Below are 21,360 nucleotides of genomic sequence, written 5' to 3' on the forward strand. Positions count from 1 at the left end.
TAAAGGATTAAAAAATGTTACTATTTTAACATAATAGTACATTTTTGAATCTTTATTATTTCAAAATCGTACTACTATATGAATAAAAAACTGGAGGGCATTATATGAAAAGAACAGGAGAAGTTATTTTAGGGATTATCGGTGCAGCATTTTATGCATTTTTGGCAGTTATTGGTGGATCAGCGATTTGGTTAAAAAACAACCCAGATCTGGTACAAGAAGCACTAGATCAAAGTCCTGAAGACCTTGGTATATCTGCAAGCGAGCTAGCAGCTACGATGGGTAGTGGCGGTGTTTTCTTAGTAGTATCTTCTGTTATTGCAATTATTTTAGGGGTTGTTGCAATGGTTCTACTTCGAGGAAATAAAAAACCAAAAGTTGCAGGTATTATTTTCATTGCGACTTCTGTTATTTTTACAGTTATAACATTTGGCGGAGGTATCTTTGCAGGAATCCTGTATTTAATAGCTGGAATCATGTGTCTTGTTCGTAAGCCAAAGCAATTAATTGAAGAGTAAGTATTACCATTTAGGGGATGAAGAAATGTCTAATGTAGCAATGGAGTTAGTAAATGTAAAAAAATCAATTGGTAAAAAGGAAATTATTAAAGGTTTATCATTTTCCATTCAAAAAGGTGAAGTGTTTGGTTTTATCGGCCCTAACGGTGCTGGTAAAACCACAACCATTCGTATGATGGTTGGATTAATGAAACTAACTGATGGAGATGTGAAGATCCTAGGGAACAGTATAAAGTCTAATTATAAGGAAGCTGTACGTGAGGTAGGGGCAATCGTTGAAAATCCTGAAATGTATCCATTTATGTCTGGTTGGCAAAACCTAATGCATTATTCACGCATGATACCTGGAATCTCAAAGGGAAGAGTGAAAGAAGTTATTTCCTTAGTTGGCCTGGAAAAAGTAATTAAAGAAAAAGTGGGCCGATATTCATTAGGTATGCGTCAACGGTTAGGGATTGCGCAAGCATTGTTACATAACCCATCTATTTTAATTTTAGATGAGCCAACAAATGGATTAGACCCCGCAGGAATTAGGGAAATCCGCGAATACATACGAAAAATAGCGAAGGAACAACAAGTAGCAGTCATCATCTCTAGCCACTTATTGGCTGAAATTGAGCAGGTTTGTGATCGTATTGGCATTATAAAAAATGGAGAAATGATTTCCATCCAATCTGTCAAAGATCAAGAAGAATTAGAACAGGAAAGTCTTAGCCAAGTTCAATTGGAAGTTACACCAATCAATCATGCTATGAACCTTCTAAAAGAGAAATATGAAATAGATGCTGAAGTAAACGATCAATCCATTTCATTCGAGTACAATAAAGCAGATATTCCAAAATTAATTCAATTTCTCGTTTCAGAAGAAATCGATATTTATCAGGTTGAGATTTCGAAAGTTACACTAGAGGATAAATTCTTTGATTTGATTGGGGAGAATGTAATTGGTTAAATTTATTAAACTACTTATTAACGAGCAACTAAAAATATATATTCGAAAATCAACATGGGCCATGTATATCATATTAGCAATACTTATTATTGGCTTTGCAGCATTAACAAACACCTTTGAAGACACAAACAAATACACCGAAGACAATTGGCGACAAGAGCTTCAGAATGAAAACGAGGCATTATTAAACGAAAATAAAGAGTTCCAAGAGGATACAGGTGCAGAAGATGATGATTTCTATATTAGTTTTAATATGGATACCATCGAAAAGAACAATTATTACTTAGAAAATGATATTCAACCATTGCAATATGGGGCTTGGCAGTTCACGATGGATAACAGAGGATTACTATCTGTTGTTAGCTTATTAACGATTATTATTGCTGCAGGTATCGTAGCTAGTGAATACCGTTGGGGTACCATTAAGTTATTACTTATACGACCAATTTCTCGTAATCTTGTATTGCTATCTAAATATATTTCCGTTTTATTATTCGCTTTCTTTACGTTAGTATTTGTATTTTTATTCTCACTAATTGTTGGAACAGTCTTCTTTGGTTTTGAAGGAATAGATCCCCACTTTGTGACAGAAAAAAATGAAGGGTTCGCTTATATATCTGTCATTAGTGAAATTTTTTCTGGATATGGCTACAGTCTCGTGAACTTAGTAATGATGGCAACCTTTGCATTTATGATTTCATCTGTTTTCCGAAATAGCACACTTGCGATAGGGATCGCTATTTTCTTAATGATGGCAGGAAATTCAATTGTTAGCTTTTTTGGAGACCGGGAATGGGCCAAATATATTTTATTTGCAAATACTGACTTAAAACAGTATGCGGATGGAAATACACCTTGGATAGAAGGAATGACAATGGGATTTTCCATCACCGTCCTACTTGTTTACTATATTATTTTCATGGCATTAACATGGGTGTTCTTTACAAAAAGAGATGTTGCTGGTCAGTAATAGGTATATATACTTAAAACCTATGGTACATTTGTGGTATAAATAAAATCAGAAGTGTATAGTATACCATTGAGGTGTTTATCTTGAAGCGTTATTTAACCTTGATCTTTCTATTAGTCAGTGCAGTGATCTTATTTTTCGGATTGCGCCTTGATCTACAATGGACAGGTGCTGTAACTTGGGGGCTAACCTTTATTTGTCTCGTTTTTGCAGCGTATTGCACAAAATTTATTCCAGATAGAAAGGAAAAAGAAAAATCTAGGGATTAATCATTTCTCCCTAGATTTTTCATTTAAATAACTGATGTTTCTCTTTTAACGAATGCGGAGCAACTTTCACCATCAATTGTAATAAGAGTATTGCGATTGTAATATCATCTACCACACCAAAGCCAAGTAAAAAGTCTGGGATAAGGTCTAACGGAAAAATAATATATCCGATAATAAGAAAGAGGAACAAAGCTTTCTTGAAAATGCTTACTTCCTTTGCAAAGAAAAAATCCTTAAAGAATGGTATTGATTTTCGTAACTGAAATAAAAATCCAAGTCGCATTACAAATCGAGACATTCTTTTTTCCCCCAATAATTTAACCTTGAATCCTTCTTGCAAAATCTATAAAACGAAATTTATCTGGTCTATGTCTGGATTCGGTGTATTGAAATAAACTTGTATCTTCTAAATACACATGATTTTTTATAACTACAATATTCGAGAATCCTTCTAGATCTAAATATCGTCTATCTTCTTCCGTAGGTTCTTCGACTACAATTTCTTTTTGAGCAAACCCAATCGTTAATCCTAGTTGGCCTTCTATATACTCATAAATCGAATTTTCGCATATGTCTTTTGTAAGTATTGGAACTTGTTGATTATTAAAATAATCTTTATCTAAAATAATCTTTTCACCACTGATTTCTCTTGTGCGGATTACTTTCCATACATGTTCAAGAGTAGTATCTAATTCTTTTCCTATTTCCTCATCTTCTTTAATAAATCCCAATTCTTGTACGATTGTTTTACTTGAAAGATGTAACTGTTTGGATAACTCTTTATAGCTTACAATACCCGAGACTGGAAAAGAAAACTTATGCACATCTATGACAATCGATCCTTTTCCACGGATTTTTTGTATATAACCATTTTGGGATAATAAATTCAATGCTTTCCGAATTGTCTCACGAGATGTTTCATACTGCACCGTGAGCTCGTTCTCAGATGGCAACATCGTATTAACAGGTATTTCTTTTCCTTTAATCTTCTTGACTAAGTCATCGTAGATGGTTAAATATTTCTTCTGCATTACCTATACCTCATTATTTAACATAATACACGACAGACTCGTACGGTCTTAATGTGATTTCTCCTAACCCGTCCGGTGAATCCGTATAGTTTGAAACTAATAGTTGGGGAAGTTGATTATCCTCAAGAGGCAGCTTTACTGTGGCTTCTGTTGCATAGAAGTTATTTACCACGACTAATTTTTCACCTTTCCAACTACGTGTATATGCAAAGATTTGAGGATCTTCTGCAAATAGCAGTTTATAGTCCCCATACGTAATAATATCATACTTTTTACGTAGCTCAATTAACTTTTGATAGTGACCAAAAATAGAATCCGGATCCTGCAACACCGTTTCAGCATTAATATCAGTATAATTTGCTGCTAATTCGATCCAAGGAATTCCTGTCGTAAAGCCTGCATTCTCTTCAGCTGACCATTGCATTGGAGTTCTAGCATTATCCCGAGATTTCTGTTGTAAAATTGCTATGATCTCTTCTTCTGACTTACCTTTTTGTTTCAACATCTCAAAAGCATTAATTGACTCCACATCCCGATATTGATCAATGGAAGTAAAGTTCGGATTCGTCATTCCTAGTTCTTCTCCCTGATAAATATAGGGCGTTCCTTGCATCATATGGATGGTTGTTGCAAGCATTTTTGCCGATTTCTTATGGTAAGTTGAATCATCCCCAAAACGAGAGACGACACGAGGCTGATCATGATTACACCAGAACAACGCATTCCAACCCTCTCCTTCATGCATGCCAACCTGCCAATGAGATAATATTTTTTTCAACTCCACAAAATCAAATGGTGCTTTTGTCCACTTATCACCATTTGGATAATCCACTTTCAAATGATGGAATTGAAATGTCATATCTAACTCTTTTCGTTCCGGCTTTGTATATAGAACACAATTTTCTAACGTAGTTGATGACATTTCTCCAACTGTCATCATGTTATATGGTGAGAAAGCAGATTGATTAATCTCATGTAAATACTCATGTACGCGTGGACCATCAGTGTAAAATTTCCGACCATCACCAGTATCATCATTGGGAAAACGCTGATCTTTGGAAATTAAATTGATGACATCCAATCTAAATCCATCAATACCTTTTTCAGCCCAAAATTTGATCATCTCTACTACGTTTTCTCGTACTTCTCTGTTCTCCCAGTTAAGATCAGCTTGCGTTACATCAAATAAATGTAAGTAATACTGTCCAGTGTTCTCGTCATACTTCCATGCAGTACCCCCAAATTTAGATTCCCAATTAGTTGGTTCTCTACCTTCAACTGGGTCCTTCCAAATGTAAAAATTACGATATGGGTTTGTTTTTGATAAAGCAGCTTGCTTAAACCACTCATGCTCTGTAGATGTATGATTAATTACTAAATCCATAATCAGTTTCATCCCACGTTTATGGGTCTCATCCAATAACTCTTGAAAATCATCCATCGTACCGTATGTTGGCTCAATAGAATAATAATCACTTATATCATATCCGTTATCTTTTTGTGGAGATTTATAAACAGGTGTCAACCAAATAACGTCGACACCTAGTTTTTTTAAATAGTCTAGCTTTTGTATGATCCCTTGTAGATCTCCAATACCATTGCCTGTAGTATCGTTAAAGCTTTTAGGATATATCTGGTATACTGTTGCTTTCTTCCACCATGCTTCACTCATTATTACGTTTCACTCCTAGTAGTTCTAAACATGTTATTTTAATTTTTCTTTTGCAATTAGATACGTAATGATAAATGGAACTACAATTACGATTGCCATGCCAATTAAGAACGGTATCCAATTCGATGCAACGATTGATAGTGGTGCTGGAATACCGCCTACCCCAATAGAGTTAGCTTTTACTCCTTGAAGTGTAATAAATGCACCTGCAATTGATGTACCAATAATGGCAGCTATGAAAGGATAACGATAACGCAAGTTCACACCAAACATCGCAGGCTCTGTTATACCTAACCAGGCAGAAATCCCCGATGTTCCAGCTAACCCTTTTAGATTTTCATCTCTAGTAGCTAACATAATTGCAAATACAGCTGCACCTTGTGCGATATTAGATAGCGCGAGGATCGGCCATAAGAATGTGGTTCCTGTGCTTCCTAATAATTGCAAATCCACCGCAAGGAAGGTGTGATGCATACCTGTAATAACTAGTGGTGCGTATATTGCACCATAAACAAGTCCGCCAATAATCGGTACTGTATCAAAAATTGTTACTAATCCTTCGGTAATCCAATTACCAATTGTAAATGTAATTGGTCCAATAATAATAAATGCTAAGAAACCAGTAACTAACAAAGCAACAGGTGCTACTACTAATAGTTGCAAGGAATCGACAACTCGTTTACGAAGAAAAATCTCAATTTTAGCTAATACCCAAGATGCAAATAAAACCGGTAATACTTGGCCTTGATACCCTACTTTCTGAACATCCAACCCGAACAAGTTCCATGTTGGGATCTCACCCTCCGTTAATGCAGAACCATAGCCCCATGCATTCATCAAATCCGGATGAACTAAAATTAGTCCTAGTACGACACCTAATAATTCATGTCCACCAAACCTTTTAACAGCTGACCAACCAATTAGTGCCGGTAAGAAAACAAATGCTGTATTTGCAATAATATTAATCATATCAGCAATTCCAGCCCATTGTGGATAGGTTTCGATTAATGGTGGCGCATCTCTACCAAAAATCCCTGGGTTAGCTAAAATATTATTAATACCCATTAATAAACCAGCAGTAACAATGGCCGGTAATATTGGAATGAAAATATCAGCTAATACTTTAATCCCCCGTTGTATTGGATTTTGATTTTTTCCACCTGCAGCTTTTACATCTTCTTTTGAAGCTTCTTGTATTCCTGTTTCTGTTACCATCGCTTGATAGACTTTATCCACTGTACCTTGTCCAATTACGATTTGGAATTGTCCATTTGCTGAAAAAGAGCCTTTAACTAAGCTCATTTTCTCTAAAGCTTGTTCATCCACTTTTTCCTCATCTAAAAGCGCAAATCGAAGGCGTGTAACACAATGCGTTGCAGCACTAATATTTTCGACTCCACCAACCGCTGAAACAATATCTAATGCTTCTTGGCTATATTGCATTACACTTGTTTTCGTTTTCATCTTTCCGCTTTCATCTGATTTTGAATCTCCTTTTACCGCAGTTCCAAGAAGAACTGAGTCTAGTGCAATTACATCTTTCTCTTTTGTTTTTTGTAATGTTTCAAATTGATCACCGTTCGTAATAATTATTGGAGTAATATGACTTTTCGCTTTTTCTTTAATATAATCTAAATCAAAGGTAATTAATGGATCCCCAGCTTTAACTTTATCTCCTTGCTTCACATGTGATTCAAAGCCTTCACCTTTTAAATCAACTGTTTCTAAACCTATATGAATTAATACCTCAATACCAGACTTACCTACTAATCCGACTGCATGTTTGGTAGGGAAAACTTGTAGAACCTCACCATCTATTGGTGAAACCACTTTTCCTTCAGTTGGTTCAATGGCTATCCCATCACCCATCATTTTTTGTGAAAACGTTGGATCTGGAACTTCTTCTATCCCTTTCGTAATACCCGTTAAGGGAGCATATAGTAATATTTCATTATTTATTCCCTCGTTACTCACGATTAGACTACCTCCTTAAAGCGATTTCATTTTAACTTGTATATATAAGTTAACTAATAAAGTATATCTTGTATATACAAGTTTAGGCAACTATTTTATCTAATGATATTGAATTATGTATTATACTTCCCTGTTAACAAGGAGTCATAACAAAAAAATGCTAAAGGCATGTAAAGATGCCCTTAGCATTTTAGTTTTCTATTTCTTGTATAAACAGTAATCGATCATCATCTTCTGTAGGATCTCCCCGACCATCTGTATTATTCGTAATCAGATAGAGTCCGGTTTCTGTTGCTAATACATCCCGCACGCGACCAACATCTGAAATAACGGTATCTACTTCCATCGTTTCAAGGTTTAGTTTACGCAATGCTTCTCCCCGTAATGAAGCAAAATAAAGTTTCCCCTTATAAAAAGCCAGCCCAGATGGTGCCCATGTATCTTCTCCAGCATGAACAACAGGGGTTTCCATCCCATCCTGTTCTTGATCTCCTTGAATAATAGGCCAGCCATAATTATTTCCACCTTTAATTCGATTAATTTCATCATGTGCGCTATCTCCATGTTCTGTAGCATACAACTCATTATCTATCCAAGCTAGTCCTTGCGGGTTACGATGTCCATAGGAAAATACATATGAGTCTTCAAATGGATTATCGCGCGGAATGCTACCATCCAAATTCATACGAAGGATTTTACCCGCTAAACTAGTAAGATCTTGTGATAATTCAGGATTTGATGCATCTCCTGTTGTTATATATAGCTTTTGATCAGGTCCTATTTCGATTCTTCCACCTTGGTGATATTGACCACCAGGAATATGGTCGATAAGTGTTTCCACTTCTTCCCATTGATTATCTAACTCCTTAATTTTCACTACACGCTGATAGAATGCATCCCCGTCGTGATAGGAGTAATATGCATAAGCTGTACCATTAAAGTCATTTGGAAAAGCTATTCCTAACAAACCAGCTTCTGGTTGATTGGATAGATCCCTTTCTAATTGGACTGCTTTACGATGTTGTTCACCATCTTTAACCGTTACAATCGCTCCACCACGTTCACTTATATAAAATACATCATCATATAATACAATTTCCCATGGCTCTTGAAGTTCTGTAGCAATTACATCAAAATCTTCTACTGGTAAGTCTGTTTCTTCTGATGGTTCCTTCTTTTCTTCAGTATCTTCCTCAAGAACCGAACAGCCTATGATAAAGATACTAAATAAAATTACTAGTATATATCGAATAGTACTAACCACCTTCACATGAAATTTACACATAGTGGAATATAATAAAAGAGTCAGCCCCTTTCTTACTCCGGAGACTGACTCTCATGAAAGAATATTTAATTAACCAAGTTTCGTACGTTTTGCCGCTTTTTCACGTTCACTCTTGTTTAATATTTTCTTACGTAAACGAATCGATTCTGGCGTTACTTCACAATACTCATCATCGTTTAAGTATTGAAGTGCCTCCTCTAACGACATATTTCTTGATTTTCGAATCGTAACGGTTTGATCTTTAGTTGCTGAACGAACATTCGTTAAGTGCTTTTCTTTCGTAATATTAACTGTTAAATCATTATCACGATTATGCTCTCCTACGATCATTCCAGCATATACATCTGTGCCAGGCTCCACAAATATAACCCCGCGATCCTCCAACTGCATAATTCCATATGTGGAGGCTTTTCCGTTTTCTAAGCTTACCAACACACCTTGACGACGGCCACCAACTTGCCCTTTTATCAAAGGCTCATATGCTTCAAATGTGTGATTAATAATACCATATCCACGTGTTTGTGACATGAATTCAGTAGAATACCCAATAAGTCCACGAGATGGAACTTTAAATTCTAAACGAACTTGTCCATTTCCGTGATTAACCATATCAAGCATTTCACCTTTTCGTTCACCAAGTGATTCCATGACTGATCCTGTATACTCTTCTGGTACATCTACTTGTACTCGTTCTACTGGTTCACATGCAACACCATCAATTTCTTTTATAATAACTTGAGGTTTGGATAGTTGCAACTCATATCCTTCACGACGCATGTTTTCAATTAAGATGGACAAATGAAGTTCTCCACGTCCAGATACTACCCAAGCATCTGGTGATTCTGTTGGATCTACACGTAAACTAACATCTGTTTCCAGTTGTTTCATCAAACGTTCTTCGATTTTACGAGAAGTAATGAATTTACCTTCTTTTCCAGCAAAAGGACTATTATTCACTAAGAAAGTCATTTGCAATGTAGGTTCATCAATTCTTAAAATTGGCAATGCCTCAGGATGTTCCACCGGGCAAATTGTTTCTCCAACATTAATATCATCTAATCCGGAAATAGCAACAATATCACCAGATACCGCTTCTTCAATTTCCACACGCTTCAAGCCAAAGAAACCAAATAATTTACTAATTCGGAAAGCCTTTGTTGATCCGTCTTTTTTCATTACTACAACTTGTTGGCCAACTTTAATCGACCCACGAACGACACGTCCAATACCAACTCGACCTACATAATCATTGTAATCAAGTAATGTAATTTGGAATTGTAATGGCTCACTACTTGTATCAACTGGTGCAGGGATATGATCTAAAATGGTAGTAAATACTGGATCCATCGTTTCTTCCTGCTCTTGGGGCTCGTGTCCAGATGTACCGTTTAATGCCGATGCATAAACTACAGGGAATTCTAACTGATCATCATCTGCTCCAAGTTCAATAAATAAGTCTAAAACTTCATCAATAACTTCAGATGGTCTAGCATTAGGACGGTCTATTTTATTTAAAATAACGATTGGTGTTAATTTTTGTTCCAATGCTTTCTTTAACACGAAACGAGTTTGTGGCATCGTTCCTTCATAAGCATCAACCACTAGTGCAACACCATCAACCATTTTCATGATACGTTCCACTTCACCGCCAAAATCGGCGTGACCTGGTGTATCTAAAATATTGATTCTTGTATCATTATAGTTAATTGCTGTATTTTTAGCTAAAATAGTTATACCACGTTCACGTTCTATATCGTCCGAGTCCATCGCACGCTCATCCACTTGTTCATTCTCACGAAAAGTACCAGAGTATTTTAATAACTGGTCAACAAGGGTTGTTTTACCATGGTCTACATGGGCGATTATTGCGATATTACGAATATCTTCTCTTAATTGCATAAAAGTACGCTCCTCTTTCATCACGAAATGGTTCAAACCATACAATTATATCATATACTTTTAAAACTGTCTTATATATTTCAATTTTATACATATAATTGTATCGTAAACTTCGCTCCACCAAGCTGAGACTTACCAACTTCAATCTTCCCACCTGATTGCTCAACAATTGCTCGAGCAATCGCTAATCCTAAACCTGTTTCTCCATTCTTACCTTTCACAAAACGATGAAAAATATGTGGGATTAAATCATCTGCAATCCCTTCACCATCATCTTCTATTATGATATTGGCTGTTTGTTTCGATGGACTAGTGACCGTAATATGCAATTGTGATTTAGCATGACGAATTCCATTAAAGCTCAAATTTAATAATGCTTGTAACATTTTTTCCTCATCGACAAGTAACGTTATATCTTCTACGTCATTATGTTTAATTTGTAACTCATTTTCATTTGCCACCGGTAAAATTCGATCAATAATTTCCTCAATAAGAACTTTAGCGCTAACTTTTGTAGGATTGTAAACAGACTGCTCACTTTCTAACTTAGCAAGTAATATCATCTCATTTATTATTTTCTTCAATCTGTTTACTTCTTTCACCATAACCTCTAAACCTTTTTCTTCGTCCTTTTCATCAAAAATATGATCTTTTATCCCTTCTGCATATCCTTGAATTGTCATTAGTGGCGTTTTTAATTCATGACTTGCATTTTGAAAAAATGTCTGTTGCGAATTTATATATCGCTGTAATTCATTTGCCATATCATAGACACTTTGTGCAACTTCTTTTATTTCACCTGTTGCTTTAATTGGTTCAATCTCTTCGAATTTCCGTTTTTCAATTTTCTTTAATTGTTGCTTCAAACGAGTAAGTGGCGTGACTAGTTTATTGGTTAAGAAATAACTAAGTGAAACGATAACTAATGAACCTACAAGAAATACAATTAACATACGTTGGATAAAATTTTGCTGTACATTTTGAATGTCTCGCAATGGGGTTAAAAGGATCAGTTCCATTCCTAACGTTTCTGGATAGAAAAGAATCCGTGATGTTACAAACTTATCATTCCCATACTCCCAAAGATCTTCAGTAGTATCTGAAAAATCATTATTCATAAAAAAACCATTAACAACTTCATTAGACATTGTTGACAAAAGGACTTTATTTTGCCTGCGATCATATAAGAACAACTGGAGATCCTGATCCTGTAAGAAATCATTAAATTGTTGAACATCCTCTTGAGTTCTGTACGTCTCATTCAGCACATTTACAATAATTTCGCCTTTTTGCTCTAGTTGTCTTCGTTCATCCTCAATTAATAAATCTAAAATTAGTGAGTAAATGACATAGCCTGTTACTGCCATAATAACAATTAGTAAAGCAGTAAAAGCTGCATTTAACTGATATTGAAGTTTCATACTAATTATTCCTCATTAAATCGCAGTCGATAACCATATCCCCATACCGTTTCAAGTGGCATTTCTGCGAATTTTTTTCGAATTCGTTTTACTAAATCATCTACAGCTCGATCACTACCAAAGTAGTCCTCTCCCCATACTTTCACTAATAATTCTTCTCGTGAAAAAGCACGATTTACATTTTCTGCAAACAAAAGAATCATATCAAATTCCTTTGTTGTCACATCTTGTTCCATACCATCCCAAAATAATCGCCGGTCATTTTTGTAAATTACTAATGGACCAACCTTTACTTTTTCTTGATCTTCGTGAGGTGTAATAGAAGGTGTTGTTCGCTTAAATAATCGTTTAACACGAGCAACTAATTCCCTTGGACTGAAAGGTTTGGTTAAGTAATCATCCCCACCCAATTCAAGACCTAATATTTTATCAATCTCTTCATCTTTAGCAGAAATGATGATAATTGGTACATTACTTTCATTACGAATTTTCTTGCAGAACTCATATCCATCCATACCAGGAAGCATAATATCTAATATCCACATATCTGGTGGGTTTTCCGACCAAAGCTGTAAGCCTTCTTCTGCCGAGTTAAGAATGGTTACTTCAAAACCTTCCTTTTTTAAAAAAGCAGAAACGATATTTTGGATATTTGGATCATCTTCCACAATGCCAATATGATAATTCATACTTGCACCTCACTCTCTACTAACATGTTAATTTTATTTTTACACAACTATTGATAATTGGACAATAATTTAGCTGTTTTACACATTTATTCCACAAAATTTCCAAAGGTATCACAATATCGCTGGTTATACTAAAACTAACACGTATGAAAGGGTGAATATCATGGAGCATGATGAAAATAAACCGATGGAAGAAAATCAAATAGACCCTACACACATAGAAGAGAAGACAGATGACCCAGGTCATAGTCAGGCAATAACATCTTCAAGTCAACCAAAGAAGAAAAGGACTTCTTCATACAATAATATATTCTCAGGTATAGTAGGGGGGATTATTTCAGCAGTAACAGTGGCTATCCTATTTACTAATAATATTGTTCCAACCGATGCAGATAATGATCCAAATTCACTACCACTAGAGGAACAGAATGATCCGGAAATCGTAGCAACCATGTCCGTTGATAATGAAGAAATTGTTTCCTCAAATATTGAAGAGGTATCAGAAGCAGTAGTTGGTGTAATTAATTTAAGACGACAAAGTATCTGGACATCAAATGAAGAAGCTGGAGCAGGCTCCGGTATTATCTATAAAAAACAAGATGGCAAAGCCTATATTGTTACTAACCAACATGTTGTCGATGGAGCTGAAGAAGTTGAAGTAGTTTTAACGAGTGAAGAACGATTATCTGCAAAGGTATTAGGAACAGACGAATTAACTGATTTAGCAATATTAGAGGTGGATGGTAGCCAAATTAACAAAGTAGCCAATTTAGGTTCCTCTGAAGAAATAAAAATTGGTGAAACAGTTCTAGCTATCGGAAATCCACTTGGTATGGAGTTTGCTAACTCACTTACAAAAGGAATCATTAGTGGCAAAGACCGTTCCGTTAGTGTTGATACTAATGGTGACGGTGCTGCAGATTGGATAACGGAGGTTATCCAAACTGATGCTGCTATCAATCCTGGTAATAGTGGTGGGGCATTAGTCGATGCTGAAGGAAACGTCATTGGAATTAATTCCATGAAGGTTGCTAGAAATGAGGTTGAAGGAATCGGATTTGCAATACCCATTGATGCTGCTTTACCAATAATGGAACAACTAGAAACAAATGGTGAAGTTACTCGACCGTTTATCGGAATTAGTACTACTACATTGAATCAGGTACCACCACAATATCGACATAATATTGTTCTACCTGAAGAAATAGAAGAAGGCATGGTTATTGCGGATGTAGAGACTGGTTCACCTGCAGATCAAGCGGGGCTACAACAATTTGATGTTATTACGAAAATTAATGATAAAGAAGTCACTTCTATTCTTGAATTACGAAAATATATGTATTCCCAAACAACTATTGGTGATACGGTCACATTAGAGATATACAGAAATGGTGAGAAACATGATATCGAGTTAAAGCTAACAGAAAGAGAATCCATTTAGGAAGGGAGGACTCCCTTCTTTTTTTACGAGATTTTTGATTGTTGCTTTTTTGGAAGAATGTACTCTAACTTTTAGTTGGATTTATTTTCTTTCGTACTCCCAAACCTAATAATAAAAAGCCTTCTCTCTAACTCACCCTGTTTGCTTGATCATACAGAAAAAGAATCCTTTCGAATGGAAAGGATTCTTTTTTGCTATCAATTTATTCTGTTTCACCAAACTCTTCATCATATTCTTCTTCATACTTATTATGATTTGGTGTAACACCAGTAAAATTTCCGTGTTCATCTGCTGCTAAAAATTCTTCAATATTTTCAGCACTACTTACAATCTCATCAGCATTTGGATACATTTCATTGTATTGATCCTGATCACCATAGAAGTCAGCCGCCGTTTCTGATGTACCATATTGGCTCACCTCTTGATAAGCATCTTCTGCATCATACCCAACTTGTTCCTCTTGCGTAACTTCGTCAGGATTAATATTAGGACTAAAAACTCCTTCTTCAACAGGTCGATTGCTCTCAAAGGTATCATCATTAGCATGCTCTACACATCGGTCTGCTGTAGGTACTGCTTCCAACCGTTCAACAGGAATATCCGCCCCACACTTGCTACAAATCCCATATGTTCCTTCTTCGATCGCATGTAGTGCTTTGTTTATTTCTTCAAGTTCTTGTTCAGCATGTTCATTTAAAGCCACATCTTTTTCTCTTTCGTATAATTCCGTACCTAAATCTGCTGGATGGTTATCATAATTGGACAGTTCACTCATCGATTCCTTCACCAATTCAAAATCTAATCCAAAATGATCCTGAACATGATTGATTAATTCATTTTGCCGAGCTAACAATGCTTGTTTAAATTGACTCAATTGTTCCCTTGAAATCATATCAATTAGCCTCCCTTAAAAACAAACTACCGTAAATGCATGATTGAAAAAGGTTGCTAATTATACTATGTGTAAAAGCACTGTTATGATTCTCTATTTTCGTATTCGAAGCATGTCAATATGTGGAATATCATCCTCTAAATATTCCTCTGAAATTTGTTCAAAACCTAAAGAACCATAAAATTCCCTCAAGTAAACTTGGGCTTGGATTTTAATTTTATCTGTTCCCCATTCATTCGAAATATAGTCAATTGCTTTGAGCATCAATTCTTTTGCATATCCATTGCCGCGAAATTTTTTAACTACCATAACTCGTCCAATGGAAGCAGCATTCTTGTATTTCAATCCTTTTGGTAACAAACGAACAATAGCTGCAATTTCATTATTCACCTTTAAGTAGTAATGAAGTGATTGCTGATCATAATTATCTAATTCAGGATAAGGACAATTCTGTTCAACCACAAATACATCTATCCGTGCCTTTAGCAGTTCATATAATTCATCATTAGGTAATTCATTGAATTCTTTTATGTTCCATTCCATCTTACTCACTCCCTTGAAGGATATTATATAACGAATGTCGAAATAAATTATAGTGATTTATTTTCATGGAGGGATCGTATATGTTAACAAAACAATCAAAAATAGGCTTTATCGGGACTGGCGTAATGGGTAAGAGTATGGTTAAAAACTTACAGGCAGCTGGATACACGGTCCATATATACACACGAACAAAGTCTAAAGCATTAGATCTGATAAAGAATGGAACAATATGGAAAGACTCAGTAGCTGAAGTAGCAAAAGACTCAGATGTTATTATTACAATCGTCGGCTACCCAACTGATGTTGAAGAAATATATTTTGGAGCCAACGGTATATTAGAACATGCAAAAAAAGGATCATTTGTTGTTGATATGACAACTTCTAAACCATCCTTGGCTATTGATATTTACAAACAAGCTAAATCTAAAGGCATCTTCGCTCTGGATGCTCCTGTATCCGGTGGTGATATCGGTGCCAAAAGTGGTAAGCTAGCTATTATGGTAGGCGGGGATCAATCTGCATTTAATACTTTATTACCTGTTTTTAATGTCCTTGGTGAAAATATTATTTTACAAGGGTCAGCCGGAGCCGGTCAGCATACAAAACTAAGTAACCAAATTACAATTGCCTCCAATATGATTGGCGTTTGTGAAGCCATTATGTATGCAAAAAAAGCTGGACTTAATCCAGAACGGGTACTTGAGAGTATAACAACAGGAGCAGCAGGTAGTTTCTCTTTATCAAAGCTTGGTCCTCGTATGATTCAAGGTGATTTTACACCAGGATTTTATGTAAAACATTTTATTAAGGACATGACCATAGCCCTGGAATCAGCGCAAGAAATGGGATTATCTACACCTGGACTATCCCTTTCCCTTGAACTGTATAAGGAATTAGCAGATAAAGGGGAAGAAGATAGCGGAACTCAAGCACTAATTAAGCTGTTCGAGAATTAATTACACTTATCTATTTCATGCTGAACAAGGAAAGCTAAATCATCGTTCCCAAAAAGCTGCAAGACATTTAATACCGTTTGATCAGGAATTTCTTCAGATTCTTTTTTGGGAACGGTTAATTCCATCGCATCCACTAATGCTTGATTTTTCATCTGAGATGGATACGCTTCTTCATATAATTTCACTGGATCAATATTATTGTTAATACACCACTGTGCATAAACTAAAATCATTATTTTCTCATCACTTTTATAACTTTCAATTACTCGTTGTTCCATCTCTTTTTTATCCAAATTAATCCCCAACCTTCTGTAACATAAATACCCACATAAATGTTAATGCTTGTTTTAATTCTACAGGTAGATCCTGGTAATTTCTTTCGGTAACCCCTTGCTTATATACACCAAAGCCATCAATATGTGTAAAACCCTTTTCCTTTGCTAACATACCAAACTCCCATGGCATCATAGTGTTACTGATCGTATCATTACCATATAATCGCGGATATCCATTTGACCTTGGACCTGCAGTTGGACCGAGTATACCAACACATACATAACCATCATTTTTTAATACACGTTTTAGCTCTTGCAAGGAGTTTGCAGGAACTTCTGTCCACTCTAATACATTTATACACATAATTCCATCAAACTTTCCAGATTCAAAAGGTAATTCATTCATGTCACTTTGTATAAAAGAAATATTTTTTGTACGTTGCATTGCCTTTGAAATCATTTCTGAAGAGATATCAACTCCGGTGACATTGTATCCTAATTGTTGAAGCTTAAAAGAACCATAGCCATCTCCACACCCAACATCTAATATGTCACTTCCACTTTTATTATACTTTTCAACAAACGGTATAATATCTTTTCGGCTGCCGTTGTCCCACATATTGGTGCTGCGCTTATTCCAAAACTGAGCTTGTTGATCCCATTGTTCCTTTGCGACACTATGCCAATCAAACTTAGCCATGTCATCTCCCCTTAAGCATTATTCGATTTATTTATTATAGCTTACATAACTTTGCATTTGCCATGCCATCATGGTAAATGCCTTAGTTCCACTTATTAAAGAATAGGAAAGTCTATGCCTCCTATCTGCCAAAAAAAGACTTACCCCCTAAGAGATAAGCCTTTCGATTTTATTATTTATTAATTATAGACGAGTTACGTTAGCTGCTTGTGGTCCGCGGTTACCTTCAACGATTTCAAATTCTACGTCTTGACCTTCTTCAAGAGTTTTGAAACCTTCTGCATTGATAGCTGAGAAATGTACGAATACATCGTCTCCGTCTTCGCGCTCGATGAAACCGAAACCTTTTTCTGCGTTAAACCATTTTACTTTACCAGTCATTAAAATGACCTCCTTATACAAATATCGTGCAAAGTATAATTGAATCATTAATACTTTTACACCACTTGTTAAAGAGATCGTAAAGTATTACAAATTTCAATTTCCTTTTGCACTTTTAACTTTACCTTTTTATGAAAAAAAATGCAAGCAAATCACTTTGTAATTTATAAAAAAATAATTAATTTCTTATGAATATTATGTAGTTATAAGTTATCACTATTGACATGTTGAAAACCCATGTTTTTTTTGATAAAATATACTCTTGCAAGATTATAAAAATGAATATCGACTACCAAACATTTATATCTTGCAAATATGAATGGATAGGTGGTAATAAAATGGAAAAGAAAGATTACAGAGTACTACTGTATTATCATTACACAGACATCGAGGATCCGGAAACTTTTGCTGATCAACATCTTAAGTTCTGCAAAGACATGGAACTAAAAGGAAGAATCCTTGTTGCCAAAGAAGGGATCAATGGCACCGTTTCTGGTACAGTAGAAAACACAAACAAGTACATGGAAGCGATGAGAAATGATCCTCGTTTTGATGGTATTGTATTCAAAGTAGATGAACATGATGGACATGCATTCAAGAAAATGCACGTGCGTCCTCGCAAAGAATTAGTTACTCTTCGTTTGGATGAAGAAGAAGATGTGAGTCCACAAGAACTAACTGGTGAAAAGCTAAATCCAAAAGAATGGTATGAAGCAATGCAACGTGAAGATACGGTTGTTATTGATACTCGTAACGATTACGAATATGAATTAGGCCATTTCCGTGGTGCAATTAATCCTGATATCAAAACGTTTCGTGATTTACCCGATTGGGTTCGTGAAAATAAACATTTAATTGAAGGTAAAAAAGTTCTTATGTATTGTACTGGTGGAATCCGTTGTGAAAAATTCACTGGGTGGATGATAAAAGAAGGTTTTGAAGATGTTGCACAGCTTCACGGCGGTATTGTGACATATGGTAAAGATCCTGAGGTTCAAGGCGAACTATGGGATGGACAATGCTACGTGTTTGACGAGCGTCTTTCTGTTCCAGTCAACCAAAAAGAACATGTCGTTGTTGGAAAAGACTACTTCGACGGTCAACCATGTGAACGCTATGTAAATTGTGCAAATCCTGAATGTAATAAACAAATTCTCTGCTCAGAAGAAAATGAGCATAAATATATGCGTGGATGTACACACGATTGCCGTGTAAGCCCACGAAACCTATATGTAAAAGAGCATAACTTAACTCAAGAAGAGATTCAACGCAGATTAGATGTTATAGCTGAAGAAGACCACGTTAAACAAGAAGCATAAAGTTTGTACACAACTGGACTCCCTTTGTTGGATATTACCAACAATTGGAGTCCAGTTTTTTTAGAGCTTTTAACAAATCGTTTCTATAATAATTGGTCTAGATACGTTTTCCAAGGACTACTTTGATTTTAAATCAATATCTTGCTATTCTTATTTAAAAGGGAGGAATAAACATGAGTGTCTACGATTTTTCCGCAACTACGATCGATGGAACAGAAAAGTCACTAGCTGATTATAAAGAAAAAGTACTACTTATTGTTAATACCGCAAGTGAATGTGGATTTACTCCTCAGTTAGAAGGGTTACAAAACCTCTTCGATACATATAAGGACAAAGGTTTTGAAGTGTTAGGTTTTCCATGTAATCAATTCGGAAGTCAGGATCCTGGTTCAAATGAAGAAATCCAAAGCTTTTGTCAAAAAAATTATGGCGTCACCTTTCAAATGTTTAGTAAAGTAGATGTAAAAGGTGAAAATGTACATCCTCTATTCAATTATTTAACACATGAGGCAAAAGGTTTACTAACCAAAGAAATCAAATGGAATTTCACCAAGTTTTTAGTGGATAAAAATGGACAGGTTATTGATCGATATGCACCACAAACCAAACCTGAAACCATAGCAAATGATATAGAAAAATCGTTAAATAGCTAAAAAACGTTGCATTCACCATGCCTTTATAGTGGAATGCAAAGCTGCACGTATGCAGGATAGGAAAGTTTACACATTCCTAGCTGCAAAAAACACTCTGTGATATTTATTACTCACAGAGTGTTTTAATTATAACACCTTATCCAGGAAATCTTTTGCTCTTTCTGTTTTGGGCTTCATAAAGAAAGACTCAGGTTCTCCTTCCTCCATCAATTTTCCATCATCTAAAAACATGATTCGATCTGCAACTTCACGAGCGAAATTCATCTCATGGGTAACAACGACCATCGTCATACCTGTTTGAGTAAGATCCTTCATGACATCCAGTACTTCTTTTACCATTTCTGGATCTAGTGCTGATGTAGGTTCATCAAAAAGCATCACATCTGGATCCATTGCCAAGGCTCGTGCAATTGCAACACGTTGTTTTTGACCACCTGATAAACGATTCGGATAGGATGCTTCTTTATCCGTGAGCCCGACTTTCGCTAACAGTTCTTTTCCAACTTCATTCGCTTGCTCTCTTTTTAATTTCTTTACTTTGATTGGAGCATACGTTACATTCTCCAAAACGGTCATATGTGGGAACAAATGGAAATGTTGAAAAACCATACCAATGTTTTTTCTGATTTCCATTTTGTTTATTTTGGAGTTAGTAATTTCTTGGTCTTGAAACCAAACCTTTCCTGAAGACGGCTGTTCCAAAAGATTGAGACATCTCAAAAAGGTTGATTTACCTGATCCAGACGGACCGATAACAGCTACTACTTCTCCCTGCCCAATAGTGGCAGTAATATTTTTTAGAACGGTATTATCTCCGAATTTTTTCGTAATATCCTGTGTACTAATCACTTTGTCTCATCCTCCGTTCCACAGCACTACCAAGTCTTGTAAGGATAAAAATCATCACCCAATAAATAACTCCTGCGAGTAATAGTGGCTCAAAATTACGGTATATATCAGCACCAACTATCTGAGCTCGACGCATAATATCCATATATCCTATCGTTGCTACTAGAGCAGATTCCTTCGTTAATGTAATAAATTCATTCATTAATGCAGGTAATATATTTTTCAGGGCTTGGGGGAGGATGATGTTTATCATCATTGGTTTGTATGGAACACCTAGTGCCTCCGCTGCTTCTGTTTGCCCTTTATCAACTGCCAATATCCCAGCTCGTATTATTTCGGACACATAAGCTGCCGAATTCAACCCAAATGCTAATACTGCTGATAAAAATATTTCAATATCATACCCTGTTAATTGTGGTACCGCAAAATAAATAATCCATAATTGCAATATAAGTGGAGTTCCACGAAAGATTGACGTGTATGCATCTGCTAGCCATTTTATAAATGGTTTTTTCGTAATTTTGCACAAGGCCAACACAATACCTAATATTAGTCCGAATACAATTGATACACTTACAAATTTTAATGTAGCCCATATTCCTTCAAGTATAAAAGGAACATAAGGCACGATTTGGCTAAAGTCCAAATTCATGCCTTAACACCTCACCTTC

23 protein-coding genes are annotated in these 21,360 nt (G+C 35.7%); 8 read left to right on the forward strand and 15 right to left on the reverse strand.

From position 1 onward, the window contains the following. The first annotated feature begins 104 nt into the window (after positions 1-104). The 4 genes from GMD78_RS15465 (at position 105) to GMD78_RS15480 (ending at position 2,709) form a co-directional block, all read left to right on the forward strand. Positions 105-518 (forward strand): DUF4064 domain-containing protein, encoded by a 414-nt coding sequence (locus GMD78_RS15465; protein ID WP_155669877.1) that lies wholly within the window; start codon positions 105-107, stop codon positions 516-518. Between the two features lie 25 nt (positions 519-543). Then, positions 544-1,470, forward strand: a complete 927-nt coding sequence (locus tag GMD78_RS15470) for an ABC transporter ATP-binding protein (protein WP_155669879.1) — start codon at positions 544-546, stop codon at positions 1,468-1,470. Beyond that, complete coding sequence (locus tag GMD78_RS15475) at positions 1,463-2,440, forward strand: ABC transporter permease (protein WP_155669881.1); 978 nt, start codon at positions 1,463-1,465, stop codon at positions 2,438-2,440. Before GMD78_RS15470 ends, GMD78_RS15475 begins: the two co-directional genes overlap by 8 nt. Before the next feature lie 83 nt (positions 2,441-2,523). Continuing rightward, the gene (locus tag GMD78_RS15480; protein WP_155669883.1) at positions 2,524-2,709 is read left to right on the forward strand and encodes a hypothetical protein; all 186 of its coding nucleotides are present in this window, start codon (positions 2,524-2,526) and stop codon (positions 2,707-2,709) included. Between the two features lie 19 nt (positions 2,710-2,728). Here GMD78_RS15480 and GMD78_RS15485 read toward each other — a convergent pair whose 3' ends face one another. From GMD78_RS15485 to GMD78_RS15520, 8 genes are all read right to left on the reverse strand, one after another. Beyond that, positions 2,729-3,007: a YkvA family protein gene (locus tag GMD78_RS15485; RefSeq protein ID WP_155669885.1), complete on the reverse strand. Its 279-nt coding sequence runs from the start codon at positions 3,005-3,007 to the stop codon at positions 2,729-2,731. Between the two features lie 19 nt (positions 3,008-3,026). Further along, on the reverse strand, positions 3,027-3,740 hold the full coding sequence (gene treR, locus GMD78_RS15490) for a trehalose operon repressor (protein WP_155669887.1): 714 nt from the start codon (positions 3,738-3,740) through the stop codon (positions 3,027-3,029). Positions 3,741-3,753: 13 nt separating this feature from the next. Then, a complete protein-coding gene (treC, locus tag GMD78_RS15495) occupies positions 3,754-5,412 on the reverse strand; it encodes an alpha,alpha-phosphotrehalase (protein ID WP_155669889.1) in 1,659 nt (552 codons plus the stop codon). A gap of 33 nt (positions 5,413-5,445) precedes the next feature. Beyond that, positions 5,446-7,386: a PTS system trehalose-specific EIIBC component gene (gene treP, locus GMD78_RS15500; RefSeq protein ID WP_343042371.1), complete on the reverse strand. Its 1,941-nt coding sequence runs from the start codon at positions 7,384-7,386 to the stop codon at positions 5,446-5,448. Between the two features lie 190 nt (positions 7,387-7,576). After that, on the reverse strand, positions 7,577-8,656 hold the full coding sequence (locus GMD78_RS15505) for a PQQ-dependent sugar dehydrogenase (RefSeq protein WP_343042372.1): 1,080 nt from the start codon (positions 8,654-8,656) through the stop codon (positions 7,577-7,579). A gap of 84 nt (positions 8,657-8,740) precedes the next feature. Beyond that, on the reverse strand, positions 8,741-10,570 hold the full coding sequence (gene typA, locus GMD78_RS15510; protein WP_155669893.1) for a translational GTPase TypA: 1,830 nt from the start codon (positions 10,568-10,570) through the stop codon (positions 8,741-8,743). 86 nt (positions 10,571-10,656) lie between these two features. Next, positions 10,657-11,991: a sensor histidine kinase gene (locus tag GMD78_RS15515; protein WP_155669895.1), complete on the reverse strand. Its 1,335-nt coding sequence runs from the start codon at positions 11,989-11,991 to the stop codon at positions 10,657-10,659. A gap of 5 nt (positions 11,992-11,996) precedes the next feature. Continuing rightward, positions 11,997-12,680 carry a response regulator transcription factor gene (locus GMD78_RS15520; RefSeq protein ID WP_155669897.1) on the reverse strand — a complete coding sequence of 228 codons (684 nt, stop codon included), beginning with the start codon at positions 12,678-12,680 and terminating at the stop codon, positions 11,997-11,999. 163 nt (positions 12,681-12,843) lie between these two features. Here GMD78_RS15520 and GMD78_RS15525 point away from each other — a divergent pair, with 163 nt between their 5' ends. Next, positions 12,844-14,121, forward strand: a complete 1,278-nt coding sequence (locus GMD78_RS15525; RefSeq protein WP_155669899.1) for a S1C family serine protease — start codon at positions 12,844-12,846, stop codon at positions 14,119-14,121. A 202-nt stretch (positions 14,122-14,323) separates the two neighbouring features. Here GMD78_RS15525 and GMD78_RS15530 read toward each other — a convergent pair whose 3' ends face one another. After that, positions 14,324-15,013 (reverse strand): TraR/DksA C4-type zinc finger protein, encoded by a 690-nt coding sequence (locus tag GMD78_RS15530; RefSeq protein ID WP_155669901.1) that lies wholly within the window; start codon positions 15,011-15,013, stop codon positions 14,324-14,326. Between the two features lie 93 nt (positions 15,014-15,106). Beyond that, positions 15,107-15,556: a GNAT family N-acetyltransferase gene (locus tag GMD78_RS15535; protein WP_155669903.1), complete on the reverse strand. Its 450-nt coding sequence runs from the start codon at positions 15,554-15,556 to the stop codon at positions 15,107-15,109. Positions 15,557-15,636: 80 nt separating this feature from the next. On the opposite strand from GMD78_RS15535, the gene GMD78_RS15540 reads away from it, so the two are divergent. Next, entirely contained in the window at positions 15,637-16,512 is an 876-nt protein-coding gene (locus GMD78_RS15540) for an NAD(P)-dependent oxidoreductase (RefSeq protein ID WP_155669905.1), read from the forward strand. On the opposite strand, the gene GMD78_RS15545 is transcribed toward GMD78_RS15540, so the two are convergent. The 3 genes from GMD78_RS15545 to GMD78_RS15555 all read right to left on the reverse strand — a co-directional run bounded on the left by GMD78_RS15545 (position 16,509) and on the right by GMD78_RS15555 (position 17,868). Next, entirely contained in the window at positions 16,509-16,805 is a 297-nt protein-coding gene (locus GMD78_RS15545) for a hypothetical protein (RefSeq protein ID WP_155669907.1), read from the reverse strand. The two genes, GMD78_RS15540 and GMD78_RS15545, sit on opposite strands and share 4 nt — an antisense overlap. A gap of 1 nt (position 16,806) precedes the next feature. Further along, positions 16,807-17,487 (reverse strand): class I SAM-dependent methyltransferase, encoded by a 681-nt coding sequence (locus GMD78_RS15550; protein ID WP_155669909.1) that lies wholly within the window; start codon positions 17,485-17,487, stop codon positions 16,807-16,809. Positions 17,488-17,670: 183 nt separating this feature from the next. Further along, positions 17,671-17,868, reverse strand: coding sequence for a cold shock domain-containing protein (locus GMD78_RS15555; protein WP_090867773.1), 198 nt, complete (start codon positions 17,866-17,868; stop codon positions 17,671-17,673). A gap of 338 nt (positions 17,869-18,206) precedes the next feature. Here GMD78_RS15555 and trhO point away from each other — a divergent pair, with 338 nt between their 5' ends. Both trhO and GMD78_RS15565 read left to right on the forward strand, forming a co-directional pair. Next, on the forward strand, positions 18,207-19,187 hold the full coding sequence (gene trhO, locus GMD78_RS15560) for an oxygen-dependent tRNA uridine(34) hydroxylase TrhO (protein ID WP_155669911.1): 981 nt from the start codon (positions 18,207-18,209) through the stop codon (positions 19,185-19,187). Positions 19,188-19,360: 173 nt separating this feature from the next. Next, positions 19,361-19,840 carry a glutathione peroxidase gene (locus tag GMD78_RS15565; RefSeq protein ID WP_155669913.1) on the forward strand — a complete coding sequence of 160 codons (480 nt, stop codon included), beginning with the start codon at positions 19,361-19,363 and terminating at the stop codon, positions 19,838-19,840. A gap of 126 nt (positions 19,841-19,966) precedes the next feature. On the opposite strand, the gene GMD78_RS15570 is transcribed toward GMD78_RS15565, so the two are convergent. Further along, positions 19,967-20,689, reverse strand: a complete 723-nt coding sequence (locus tag GMD78_RS15570) for an amino acid ABC transporter ATP-binding protein (protein ID WP_343042373.1) — start codon at positions 20,687-20,689, stop codon at positions 19,967-19,969. Beyond that, positions 20,682-21,341 carry an amino acid ABC transporter permease gene (locus GMD78_RS15575; RefSeq protein ID WP_155669915.1) on the reverse strand — a complete coding sequence of 220 codons (660 nt, stop codon included), beginning with the start codon at positions 21,339-21,341 and terminating at the stop codon, positions 20,682-20,684. The genes GMD78_RS15570 and GMD78_RS15575 overlap by 8 nt, the downstream gene beginning before the upstream one ends. Positions 21,342-21,360: the final 19 nt, after the last annotated feature.

This window comes from Ornithinibacillus caprae, from assembly GCF_009728145.1.
Taxonomy (GTDB): domain Bacteria; phylum Bacillota; class Bacilli; order Bacillales; family Amphibacillaceae; genus Ornithinibacillus; species Ornithinibacillus caprae.